At 53.6% G+C, this 12,336-nt stretch carries 12 protein-coding genes; 6 read left to right on the plus strand and 6 right to left on the minus strand.

Annotated features, from left to right (window positions below):
- Nucleotides 1–38 precede the first annotated feature (38 nt).
- Entirely contained in the window at nucleotides 39–278 is a 240-nt protein-coding gene (gene zapB, locus HA50_RS20130) for a cell division protein ZapB (RefSeq protein ID WP_084877873.1), read from the minus strand.
- Between the two features lie 431 nt (nucleotides 279–709).
- On the opposite strand from zapB, the gene HA50_RS20135 reads away from it, so the two are divergent.
- From HA50_RS20135 to glpX, 3 genes are all read left to right on the plus strand, one after another.
- Entirely contained in the window at nucleotides 710–1,558 is an 849-nt protein-coding gene (locus HA50_RS20135) for an MIP/aquaporin family protein (protein ID WP_084877876.1), read from the plus strand.
- Between the two features lie 30 nt (nucleotides 1,559–1,588).
- Nucleotides 1,589–3,103, plus strand: coding sequence for a glycerol kinase GlpK (gene glpK / locus HA50_RS20140; protein WP_084877878.1), 1,515 nt, complete (start codon nucleotides 1,589–1,591; stop codon nucleotides 3,101–3,103).
- Nucleotides 3,104–3,197: 94 nt separating this feature from the next.
- Nucleotides 3,198–4,208: a class II fructose-bisphosphatase gene (gene glpX / locus HA50_RS20145; RefSeq protein WP_084877881.1), complete on the plus strand. Its 1,011-nt coding sequence runs from the start codon at nucleotides 3,198–3,200 to the stop codon at nucleotides 4,206–4,208.
- Here the strand turns inward: glpX and emrD are convergent.
- Entirely contained in the window at nucleotides 4,198–5,394 is a 1,197-nt protein-coding gene (emrD, locus tag HA50_RS20150) for a multidrug efflux MFS transporter EmrD (RefSeq protein WP_084877884.1), read from the minus strand. The genes glpX and emrD overlap by 11 nt on opposite strands.
- Before the next feature lie 290 nt (nucleotides 5,395–5,684).
- Here emrD and fpr point away from each other — a divergent pair, with 290 nt between their 5' ends.
- From fpr to tpiA, 3 genes are all read left to right on the plus strand, one after another.
- Entirely contained in the window at nucleotides 5,685–6,431 is a 747-nt protein-coding gene (gene fpr, locus HA50_RS20155; protein WP_084877887.1) for a ferredoxin--NADP(+) reductase, read from the plus strand.
- A 103-nt stretch (nucleotides 6,432–6,534) separates the two neighbouring features.
- The gene (locus tag HA50_RS20160) at nucleotides 6,535–7,125 is read left to right on the plus strand and encodes a YiiQ family protein (protein ID WP_084877890.1); all 591 of its coding nucleotides are present in this window, start codon (nucleotides 6,535–6,537) and stop codon (nucleotides 7,123–7,125) included.
- Between the two features lie 121 nt (nucleotides 7,126–7,246).
- On the plus strand, nucleotides 7,247–8,014 hold the full coding sequence (gene tpiA, locus HA50_RS20165; protein ID WP_084877893.1) for a triose-phosphate isomerase: 768 nt from the start codon (nucleotides 7,247–7,249) through the stop codon (nucleotides 8,012–8,014).
- A gap of 40 nt (nucleotides 8,015–8,054) precedes the next feature.
- Here the strand turns inward: tpiA and HA50_RS20170 are convergent, their stop codons facing one another.
- The 4 genes from HA50_RS20170 to fieF all read right to left on the minus strand — a co-directional run bounded on the left by HA50_RS20170 (nucleotide 8,055) and on the right by fieF (nucleotide 12,148).
- Nucleotides 8,055–8,810 carry a CDP-diacylglycerol diphosphatase gene (locus HA50_RS20170; protein WP_084878631.1) on the minus strand — a complete coding sequence of 252 codons (756 nt, stop codon included), beginning with the start codon at nucleotides 8,808–8,810 and terminating at the stop codon, nucleotides 8,055–8,057.
- Between the two features lie 129 nt (nucleotides 8,811–8,939).
- The gene (locus HA50_RS20175; RefSeq protein WP_084877896.1) at nucleotides 8,940–9,929 is read right to left on the minus strand and encodes a sulfate ABC transporter substrate-binding protein; all 990 of its coding nucleotides are present in this window, start codon (nucleotides 9,927–9,929) and stop codon (nucleotides 8,940–8,942) included.
- 145 nt (nucleotides 9,930–10,074) lie between these two features.
- Entirely contained in the window at nucleotides 10,075–11,037 is a 963-nt protein-coding gene (gene pfkA / locus HA50_RS20180) for a 6-phosphofructokinase (RefSeq protein WP_084877898.1), read from the minus strand.
- A 208-nt stretch (nucleotides 11,038–11,245) separates the two neighbouring features.
- Nucleotides 11,246–12,148 carry a CDF family cation-efflux transporter FieF gene (gene fieF / locus HA50_RS20185; RefSeq protein ID WP_084877900.1) on the minus strand — a complete coding sequence of 301 codons (903 nt, stop codon included), beginning with the start codon at nucleotides 12,146–12,148 and terminating at the stop codon, nucleotides 11,246–11,248.
- Nucleotides 12,149–12,336 lie beyond the last annotated feature (188 nt).

Genomic DNA, 12,336 nt, shown 5'->3' on the forward strand with positions numbered 1-12,336 from the left:
TGCCGCGGCACCCGTTGTTGTCAGCGTTCAAAGTACGCTTAGACTTCTTCCATTTTTCCCAGCAGGGCGCGCAGCCGATCCTGCCACACATGCTGTTCTTCTTTCAGCTGTTGGTTTTCACGCACCAGCGCATCCTGGTTACCGGAAGACTGCTGAACTTCATTCTTCAGCGTATTGTTCTGATCTTTCAGCTCTTCGATTTCCATCTGCAGCAGGGTGATGGTATCAATCGCCTGCTGTACTTTCGCTTCCAGTTTTTCGAACACTTCAAATGACATCTTTCTGACCTCTCCTAAATCTTGCAAGGCGTTGATGGTGCCGACCCGACGCAACGCGCGCCCGTCCATGACGCGGCCAGCAACGATGTCCCGATTGTATGTAGCGAACCCCGTCAAGTCCAGCGGCGCAAGGCCTGCAAAGGGAGTCTGTAACACTTTTCAGTCAATGCCTAAAAAATTGCGACCCATTGAGCATATTTATCCATAGTGGTGAGAAATTCCTGATTCACAACTGAGACGATAGCGCTTAAAAAAACGCAAAAGACGCGAAAACGCGCATTTTTATGACAGACCACACAGAATTCAATTTCGCTATTTCTCGTTTATGCTCGTTAACGATAAATTTACAGCAGCCCTACAAGAGCGCTGGGTGACTCAACGGATTGAGAACAACAACTGATAAAATTTAACCTCGCTTCAGGAATGCCATTATGAGCCAGACAACGAACACACTAACAGGTCAGTGCATCGCCGAGTTTCTTGGTACCGGTTTGATTATCTTTTTCGGCGCGGGCTGTGTTGCTGCACTGAAACTTGCCGGAGCCAGCTTCGGCCAATGGGAAATTTGTATTATCTGGGGTTTAGCTGTCTCCATGGCGGTTTATCTGAGCGCTGGCGTTTCAGGTGCTCATCTCAACCCGGCGGTAACCGTAGCGCTTTGCCTGTTCGCCAACTTTGAAGGTCGCAAAGTGCTGCCTTACATTGTGGCGCAGGTTGCAGGTGCGTTCTGTGCGGCGGCGCTGGTCTACGGCCTTTACTACAATTTGTTCTTCGATTTCGAACAAAGTCATCAGATGGTACGCGGTAGCGTGGATAGCCTCCAGCTGGCAGGTATCTTCTCTACTTATCCGAATCCCCATATCAGTGTAGGTCAGGCATTCCTGGTTGAAATGGTGATTACGGCAGTATTGATGTCTCTGATCATGGCGCTGACCGATGATGGCAACGGGGTGCCGCGTGGTCCGCTGGCTCCGCTGTTGATTGGTCTGCTGGTGGCGGTGATCGGTGGCTCTATGGGTCCGCTCACTGGCTTCGCCCTGAACCCGGCTCGTGATTTCGGTCCGAAGGTTTTCGCATGGCTGGCAGGCTGGGGTAACGTCGCCTTTACGGGTGGCAAAGATATCCCTTACTTCCTGGTTCCGATTTTTGGCCCGCTGGTTGGTGCCTGCCTCGGAGCTTTCGGTTACCGCGCACTGATTGGCCGTCACCTGCCAGTTAACGCTCCGGTAGCCAGCAAGACAGAAAATCAGGTCGCACGCGCTGAGCAGCGTAAAGCGTAAGTTTCACTTTTAGATCATCAGGAAAATCATATGACTACGACAGATAAAAAATACATCGTCGCGCTCGACCAGGGCACAACCAGTTCTCGTGCCGTGATTCTGGACCATGACGCCAACATCGTCGCCGTCTCACAGCGTGAATTTACCCAGATCTACCCGAAAGCGGGCTGGGTAGAACATGACCCAATGGACATTTGGGCATCACAAAGTTCGACGCTGGTTGAAGTGCTGGCCCATGCCAACATCCGTTCTGACGAAATCGCTGCGATTGGTATCACTAACCAGCGTGAAACCGCCATTGTGTGGGATAAAGCGACCGGCAACCCGGTTTATAACGCCATCGTCTGGCAGGACCCGCGTACTGCGGATTACTGTAACAAGCTGAAGAAAGAAGGCCTGGAAGAGTATATCCAGCACACCACCGGCCTGGTGATTAACCCGTACTTCTCCGGCACCAAAGTGAAGTGGATCCTCGATAACGTCGAGGGTGCGCGCGAACGTGCCAAACGTGGCGAGCTGCTGTTCGGCACCGTGGATACCTGGCTGGTGTGGAAAATGACCCAGGGTCGTGTGCATATTACCGACCACACCAACGCCTCACGTACCATGATGTATAACATTCACGAGCTGAAGTGGGATGAGCGTATGCTCGAAATCCTCGACATTCCGCGTGAAATGTTGCCGGAAGTGAAAGGCTCGTCTGAAATCTACGGCCAGACCAACATTGGTGGTAAAGGCGGTACGCGTATTCCGATTGCCGGGATTGCTGGTGACCAGCAGGCAGCGCTTTATGGTCAGCTGTGTGTGCAGCCGGGTATGGCGAAAAACACCTATGGTACTGGCTGCTTTATGCTGATGAACACCGGTACTGAAGCGGTGACCTCCACTCATGGTCTGCTGACCACCATCGCCTGCGGCCCACGCGGCGAGGTGAACTATGCACTGGAAGGTGCGGTGTTCATCGGTGGTGCGGCCATCCAGTGGCTGCGTGACGAGATGAAGCTGTTCAGCGACGCTGCTGACTCTGAATACTTCGCGCAGAAAGTGAAAGACAGCAACGGCGTGTATATGGTGCCCGCCTTCACCGGCCTCGGTGCCCCGTATTGGGACCCGTATGCACGTGGTGCAATCTTTGGCCTGACGCGTGGTGTTAACGGCAATCATCTGATTCGCGCCACGCTGGAGTCGATCGCCTTCCAGACGCGTGATGTGCTGGAAGCGATGCAAAATGATGCCAACACCCGCCTGCAATCTCTGCGCGTGGATGGTGGTGCCGTTGCTAACAACTTCCTGATGCAGTTCCAGTCCGACATCCTGGGTACACGCGTTGAGCGTCCGGAAGTGCGTGAAGTCACGGCGCTGGGTGCAGCGTATCTGGCCGGTCTGGCAGTCGGTTTCTGGAATGACCTGGAAGAAGTCCGTTCCAAAGCGGTAATTGAACGTGAATTCCGTCCGAGCATTGAAACTACCGAGCGTAACGTCCGCTATGCGGGCTGGAAGAAAGCTGTCGCTCGTGCCCAGAACTGGGAAGAACACGAAGAGTAATCCCCTGCAACCCGCGGCACCCTGCCGCGGGTTTTTCCCGCCGCTTTCCCCCGCTGTGCTACACTGCCCGCCTGTTTTTTGTCAGGTGCAGACCATGAAACGAGAACTCGCGATTGAATTTTCCCGCGTTACCGAAGCCGCCGCGCTGGCGGGCTATCACTGGTTAGGACGCGGCGACAAGAATGCTGCCGACGGTGCTGCCGTCAACGCCATGCGTATTATGCTGAACACCATCGATATCAACGGTCAGATTGTGATCGGTGAAGGAGAAATCGACGAAGCGCCAATGCTCTACATCGGTGAAAAGGTGGGGACCGGCCAGGGCGATGCGGTCGATATCGCCGTTGATCCGATTGAAGGTACGCGCATGACCGCCTTAGGCCAGGCCAATGCACTGGCAGTACTGGCGGTGGGCGATAAAGGCAGTTTCCTGCACGCACCTGATATGTACATGGAAAAATTGATTGTCGGGCCAGGGGCACACGGCGCTATCGACCTCAATCTGCCACTGGAAACCAACCTGAACAACATCGCGACGGCACTGGGCAAATCGCTCAGCCAGCTGACGGTGTCCATTCTGGCGAAGCCACGTCACGATGCGGTGATTGCGCAATTACAGCAACTGGGTGTGCGGGTCTTTACCTTTCCCGATGGGGATGTCGCGGCATCCATTCTCACCTGCATGCCAGACAGCGAAGTGGATGTGTTGTACGGAATTGGCGGTGCGCCGGAAGGGGTGGTTTCTGCGGCGGTGATTCGCGCGCTGGATGGCGACATGCAGGCACGCCTGCTGCCGCGTCACCAGGTGAAAGGTGACAGCGAAGAAAATCGCCGCCTTGGCGAACAGGAATTACAACGCTGTGCCGAAATGGGGATTGAAGCGGGTAAGGTTCTGACGCTGGAGCAAATGGCGCGCAACGATAACGTAATTTTTGCTGCCACTGGCATCACCACCGGCGACTTACTTAAAGGCATCACGCGTAAAGGGAATATCGCGACCAGCGAAACGTTGCTGATTCGCGGTAAATCGCGCACCATTCGCCGCATTCAGTCGATCCACTATCTGGATCGTAAAGATGCGGCACTGCACCCGTTTATCCTGTAACCGTCTGCTTGCCGCTCTCGGGATGGCGTGAGAGCGGCCACCAGCACAGCAGCATCACCAGCGCGGTAGCAAACATCAACATGCCGAGGCTGAACTGATCACGCTGCGGCATCATCGCCGAAAGCCACGCAACCAGGCCAGAACCCAGATTCTGTAAGCCGCCAATCAGCGCCCCTGCACTTCCTGCCAGCCACGCGTAGGGCTCCATCGCGCCGGACGTCGCCAGCGGAAACAACATCCCCGCACCGAAGAAGAACAGCGCCGCAGGAACCAGTAGCGTCCAGATATTCATCACGCCAAACCAGGCCGGTATCCACATCATCAATCCCGCCAGCAGGCAGCTGTTCACGCCATACCACATCAACGTATGCCAGGATTTTTGTTCGCGTCCGGCAAACCAGGCACCGAAGAAGGCGGCCGGAATCGGCAGGATAAACAGGATGCTGACGGTAAAACCATCCAGCCCGAGCACGCCGCCCAGCAGCACGCCACAGCTGGCTTCAAATACCGCAATCCCCGCCAGCGCGCCAATCAGCAGCAGCAAATAACGGACAAAGTGGCCATCGCTGAGTAAGGTGGCGTAGCGCCGCAGAAATGGCGTTACCGGCGTTTCGGCGGGTTTGGTTTCTGGCAACCAGCGCGCCATCGCCGCCGTCACGCCGAGACATAACAGCAGCAAAAAGGCAAAGCAGGCATGCCAGCCAAACAGCGGCGTCAGTAACGCACCGATCACAGGTGCCAGCAGCGGGCTGACCAGAATGCCCATATTGAGCAGGCTATTGGCCTGACGCAACGCCCCCCCCTGATGGAGATCGCGCGGCATGGTACGCGCCATCACCCCAGCGACACCCGTACCCAGCCCCTGGATAGCACTGCCCAATACCAGGATATGAAGCGAAGGGGCGAATAACGCGATCAAAGCGCCGCTGGCAAAGATCGTCATCCCCGCAAGGATCACTGGCCGCCGCCCGATGCTATCGGAGAGTGGGCCATAGATCAGTTGTGATCCGCCATAGGTGATCAGATAGCCTGCCATGACCTGCTGTATGGCCCCGCTGTGCACGTTAAAAGTATCAGCCATGGCCGCCATCGCGGGTACATAGATGGTTTGCGCCATCTGCCCGACGGCCACCAGCACGATCAACATCAACAGTAAGCGGCGATTTTCCGTTTTAGATATCAACATGGAACAAAATGTCTGTCTGAGAAATAAAGTAAAGGCAGCAATAAAAAATGCTGCCTGTCATGAATGGCGGCAAAAATATCAGGATTCGATGACAAAGCGAGGGGTGGGACCAAAGCATTTGGACTGACATCGTCAAGCTGTGACACCAGTCTGTAAAGCACCCGCTACAGTTGAAGTTAAGTGCGCTGCATTTGTCGCTGAGAGCCATTTACCCACCCAGGGACTGGAAATCTTCCCGGCGGCTGACGAAGATAGTGACATGCCTGAAAAATCAACAATAAGGAGTAAACATGGCTGAGTGGGTCAATGCCGAAGTGAAAGAAGTCAAAAACTGGACCGATGCCCTGTTCAGCTTGCGCGTGCAGGCCTCCATCGATCCCTTTATCGCCGGGCAATTTGCCAAACTGGCGCTGGAAATCGACGGCGAACGCGTGCAGCGCGCCTATTCCTACGTCAATGCACCCCATGATTCGCTGCTGGAGTTCTATCTGGTCACGGTGCCGGAAGGCAAGCTTAGCCCGAGGTTACAGGCACTGCGTCCGGGCGATCAGGTGATGGTGACGAAAGAGGCGTCAGGCTTTTTTGTGCTGGACGAGATTCCTGATTGCCAGACATTGTGGATGCTGGCCACCGGCACCGCCATTGGTCCGTATTTGTCTATTCTGCAACAGGGCACCGGGCTGGAGCGTTTCGAGAATATCGTACTGGTCCATGCCGCGCGCTATGCCGCCGATCTCAGCTTTCTGCCACTGATGCAGCAATTACAGCAGCGTTATCAGGGGAAGCTGCATATCCAGACCGTGACCAGCCGTGAAGAGATGACTGGCTCGCTGCATGGTCGTGTCCCTGCGCTGATTGAAAGCGGCGCACTGGAACAGGCGGTAGGATTACCGATGGATGCAGATACCAGCCACATCATGTTGTGCGGCAACCCACAAATGGTGCGCGATACACAGCAATTGCTGAAAGATAACCGCGGCATGCGCAAGCATTTCAAACGCAAACCCGGACATATGAGCAGTGAACATTACTGGTAACTGATGGGCGGCATAATGTGAGTTTTTTCCAGGCTGGGGTTTTGACTTTCGCCGGTAAAAACCGTTCTAATCGTTGGCTACGTTATTGGTTAGGACCGAAGCAATGAAGAATCTGCCAGGCGCGTTGCTACTCAGCCTCGCACTGACATTTCCCGTCTGGGCGGAAGACGCACCCCCGCAGGATCGCAGCGACCATCTGCCTGCGGCCCCTTATTTACTACCCGGTGCGCCCACCTTTGATATGACCATTGCGCAGTTTCGTGAAAAGTACAATGCCGCGAATCCTGACCTGCCGCTGATGGAATATCGTGCCATCGATAATCAGGACGATAAAAGCAACCTGACGCGGGCTGCCAGTAAAATCAGCGAAACCCTGTATGCTTCTACGGCGCTGGAGCAAGGCACCGGTAAAATCAAAACGCTCCAGATAACCTGGCTACCGGTGCCAGGGCCGGATGAGAAGAATGCTCAGGAAAAGGCCATGGCTTACATGACCGCCCTGCTGCGCTTTTTCTCCCCCGGATTATCACCTGAAGACGGACGTAAAAAGCTCGATTCCCTGCTCAGCGCAGGTAAAGGTTCACGCTATTTTTCCCGTAATGAAGGGGCGCTGCGTTTTGTGGTCGCGGACAACGGTGATAAGGGCCTGACCTTTGCTGTAGAGCCGATCAAACTGGCACTTGCCACACCCTGATCACCCCCGGCAAAAATGACGAAAAGCAAAGCCAGCGACATATTTGATCTCTATACTGTCTGGCAGACATCGCTGCCTTTGAGCAGTGCTATTTCATGAATCGCGTTATGCGGAGGAAAGAATGCGACATCCACTGGTTATGGGTAACTGGAAACTGAACGGCAGCAAGCATATGACTGACGAGCTGATCGCAGGTTTGCGCAAAGAACTGTCTGGTGTTGAAGGCTGTGGCGTGGCGATTGCTCCGCCGGCACTCTATCTTGCTCAGGCAAAACATGCCATTTCCGGTAGCCACATTGCACTGGGTGCTCAGAACGTCGACGTCAATCTGTCTGGCGCTTTCACCGGCGAAACTTCAGCTGACATGCTGAAAGATATCGGCGCCAAATACATCATCATCGGTCACTCTGAGCGTCGTACTTATCACAAAGAAAGCGACGAATTTATCGCGAAGAAATTCGCGGTGCTGAAAGCCGCTGGCCTGGTACCGGTTCTTTGTATTGGTGAAACCGAATCAGAAAACGAAGCGGGCAAAACTGAAGAAGTCTGCGCACGTCAGATCGACGCAGTGCTGGAAACTCAGGGCGCAGAAGCCTTCCAGGGTGTCGTCATTGCCTATGAACCGGTATGGGCGATTGGTACTGGCAAGTCAGCAACCCCTGCGCAGGCTCAGGCCGTGCACAAATTCATTCGTGATCATATCGCGAAGAAAGATGCCGCAGTGGCTGCCCAAGTCATCATCCAGTACGGCGGTTCAGTTAATGACAAAAACGCCGCAGAACTGTTCACTCAGCCAGACATCGATGGTGCGCTGGTTGGCGGTGCGTCACTGAAAGCTGACGCCTTTGCGGTAATTGTGAAAGCTGCCGCCGCAGCGAAAAACGCGTAATCGTTCTGATGCGTGACTAGGCGGCTTAACAGCCGCCTTTTTATTGCAGAATCTGGCAGTGATGATCCTGCAACTCTTCTGCCGAACCGCTATTCAGTTTGACCCAGTTGCGCTCAATCGCCATCAGCGCCAAACGACCATCTGGTAACGCCGCCAACGCCATCCCGTATTTCCCCATCTCGCTACGTGCGTCAGGAACTTCTGATGCCAGACGAATAAAAACGCTTTGCTGCGCCAGCTGCGCCGTTGTCAGGGTGCGTATCTGATAACGATGTTTTTGCAGTGTTTCACTTTGCCATTGCTCACTGAGCTGCGGGGCCAAAGCATCCAGGCGCTGACGCACATCCGGCCGCAGACAGGAGATATGGATATGCAACTGATTTTGCGTGCGGCCATACTGCGCATTAATCGCCAGTGCCAGCGCGCTATCATCAATCGGTTTTCCCCGACGCAGTGCCAGCAGTCCCCGCTCTCGCCAGGCATCTGCGAACAGATTCGGTGTCGCCGGATTCAGCAGAATCGGGCTTTCCATACCGGTGATTTTTTCGATGGGCATCAGCAAATACTGCAACGGACCGTTGAGATCTTTCAGCGTGACGTAGCCTCTGGCGACATCTACCCGCTGACAGGGCGCAGGATCACCTTTTTGCATCATGCCAGGCAGACACTTCTCGCTGATGATTTGCCACAAGGCGTTGGAATTTTTCTGGAAGTGCACTGCGGCCAGTAATAAGCCGATAATCAACAGTGCAAGTAGTAAGGTAATCAGACTCAGGGTACGACGGCTGCCCTGCATAGCGTGGTCCCTCGGTTCATCATCTGCCAGCATCCTCGCCTGGCAAATGATGAATGTCACGGACTTTTACCGCGTAATAACGCAAAACGGCCAGCAAAGGCTGGCCGCGATATTTTGATGGCAGAACGATTACGGTTTCATAACCTGATCGTAGGTGCCGCCATCGGCAAAGTGGGTTTTCTGCGCCTGTGCCCAACCGCCAAATTTGCTGTCGATAGTGAACAGTTTTACCGGTGCAAAGGTGCTGGCAAATTTCTTCGCCACCGCTTCATCACGCGGGCGATAGAAATTTTCCGCGGCGATGGTCTGCCCTTCCGGGGAGTAGAGGTACTTCAGGTAGTCCTCTGCCACTTTGCGGGTGCCACGTTCATCGACCACTTTATCAACCACTGCCACCGTCGGCTCGGCAAGGATCGATTCGCTCGGTGTGATGATTTCAAATTTGTCTTTACCCAGTTTGTTGACCGCCAGATACGCTTCATTTTCCCAGGCAATCAGCACATCACCAATACCGCGTTCAACGAAGGTGTTGGTAGCGCCGCGCGCACCAGAATCCTGCACTTCAACATTCTTAAACAGCGCTTTGACGTAGGCCTCGGCTTTGGCCTGATCACCGTTATTTTGATCCAGAGCCCAACCCCAGGCAGCCAGATAGTTCCAGCGCGCACCGCCGGATGTCTTCGGATTTGGCGTAATCACCGATACACCCGGTTTAATCAGATCACCCCAGTCGTGGATGCCCTTCGGGTTACCTTTACGCACGAGGAATACAATGGTGGAGGTGTAAGGCGCAGAGTTATCAGGCAGACGTTTGATCCAGTTTTTATCGATACGACCACGCTCAGCAATGGCATCAACGTCAGACTGCAACGCCAGCGTCACCACATCCGCACGGATGCCATTAATCACCGAGGTAGCCTGCTTACCTGAACCCCCATGCGACTGGCGGATCACCACGTTATCACCGGTTTCCTGCTTGTAATGGGCGCTGAACGCTTTGTTGTATTGCTCGTAAAGTTCACGCGTCGGATCATAAGACACGTTTAACAGCTGAATATCCTTTGCCAAAACACTGGTTGAAGCCAGTAACAGGGTGACACCAATAGTCCACTTGTTCATTGCTTGCTCTCCGAAGTCGTTATAGAACAAGACTGACACAAACTAATCCACAGATTAAAGAATTAAAAATAAGCTGTTATAACCGGAGAGAATATGAGCAGACATAAAAAAGGCGCGTACCCAGACGCGCCTTGATTTTGCTGATTTAGTAGAGTTTTTTCGCAGTATCCAGCCAGTCGCGTTTGAACGGACGTTTCATATTTTCGATGGCATCGATAATGTCGTGATGCACCATCTTCTCGTTCTGGATACCAACGCAACGTCCACCGTAGCCCTGCAGCAGCAGTTCAATGGAGTAAGCGCCCATACGTGACGCCAGAATACGGTCATACGCACAAGGCGCACCACCACGCTGAATGTGGCCCAGAACCGTGGCACGGGTTTCGCGTTTGGTTTCAGCTTCAATGTAATGCGCCAGATCGTCGATATCACAGATGTGCTCAGTGATAGCCACGATGGCGTGTTTTTTACCTTTGGCGATACCGGCTTTAATCTCGGCAACCAGTTCTTCACGGGTGTAAGGAATTTCCGGCAGCACGATGAATTCACAGCCGCCAGCAATTGCCGCGGCCAGTGTCAGATCGCCGCAATAGCGTCCCATCACTTCAACGATGGAAATACGCTGATGTGAAGAAGACGTGTCACGCAGGCGGTCAATCGCTTCCACTACCGTTTCCAGCGCAGTGAAATAACCAATGGTGTAATCAGTACCAGCGACGTCGTTATCGATGGTACCTGGCAAGCCAATGCACGGGAAGCCCATTTCAGTCAGGCGCTTAGCACCCATGTACGAGCCATCACCACCAATGACCACCAGCGCATCAATACCGCGCTTTTTCATATTTTCGATGGCAACCTGACGAACTTCTTCGTTACGGAATTCCGGGAAACGAGCAGAACCCAGGAAAGTACCACCACGGTTGATCATATCCGAGACGCTGTAGCGATCGAGATTGATCATACGGTCTTCATAGAGCCCCAGATAGCCGTCGTAGATGCCAAAAACTTCAAGTCCTTCACTCAGCGCGGAACGTACAACTCCGCGAATGGCTGCGTTCATGCCTGGGGCGTCGCCGCCGCTGGTCAGTACTCCGATTTTTTTGATCATGACAACCTCTGGATTGTTCAAAACTAAGGATTATTCCCGCCAGTGCCCCTGCGGAGACCAGCTCGCGATCGCACGGCCTTATAGTTGAGAGATAGTATATCAAAGGCTGATTGCTGAATTGATTCAGGTCAGACAAGTTTTCGCTATTTTTTTACAGAGTTGTTAGCGTTACGTCATTTTTATCCCGCAACACGATGATTTAAAACTATTAAAACTGGAAAAAACCCTGTTGATTTTCCGGCACAACTGAGCAGGGGTCCTGATGAATGATGACGTCGGAGCCAGGAAACTTACTGCGTAATGCCTGTTCTATTTGATCGGCCACCTTATGGGCCTGCACCAGCGGCAGATGGTCGTCCATTTCCAGATGCAACTGGATAAAGCGCGTCGGGCCAGACTGCCGAGTGCGTAAGTCATGTGCACCACGTACGCCCGGCCAGTTGGCGATCAAATCAATAATCGCCTGACGTTCCTCTTCCGGTAAAGCACGATCCAGCAGTGACTGGACTGCTTCATAGCCCATACGCAACGCGTTATACAGAATATAAACGCCAATCCCTAAGGCGAATAATGCATCGGCACGGGAAAAACCATAGCTGCTTAAGCCTAGCGCTATGAGAATAGCACCGTTCATGACCACATCGGATTGGTAGTGCAGCATATCAGCGCGAATCGCCTGGCTACGGGTGTGCCGTACCACCCAGCGCTGAAAAGTGACCAGCACCAGCGTGGAACAGAGCGCAATCACCGTGACCACGATACCGACCAGCGGAGCACGCAGGATATCGGGAGAGGCAAGGTGCTGAATACCGGTAAGAAACAGGAACAACGCCGATCCGGAAATAAACATACTTTGCGCCAGTGCCGCCAGCGATTCTGCCTTACCGTGGCCGAAAGTATGATCAGCATCAGCAGGCTGTAAGGCGTACCGTACCACCAGCAAATTGGTCAGCGAAGCTGCGATATCCACCAGTGAATCCACCAACCCCGCCAGCACACTGACCGAACCGGTGTACCACCAGGCAAAAATTTTAACAATTAACAACAACGATGCCAGCACCGTGGCAGACAACGCTGCACGGCTCACCAGCTTTGCGTAGGAGTGTTCCATGCCTTAGCCTCTTCGGGCAACGTTCAATGGTGCGCCCGTTTAAACTCAGAATGGCTCAAGTTTATCATTAGCAGGTAAACGCTGCCTGGATGGTGTTACCAGCGACAATAAAAGTCGCCATTTTTCGTATCTTACGATTGAACAGACGTGATGACAGGAAAGACCTGGCTAACAGCCTGAGGCTTAAT

Origin of the sequence: Pantoea cypripedii (assembly GCF_002095535.1) — a bacterium.
In the GTDB taxonomy this organism is placed as follows: Bacteria; Pseudomonadota; Gammaproteobacteria; order Enterobacterales; family Enterobacteriaceae; genus Pantoea; species Pantoea cypripedii.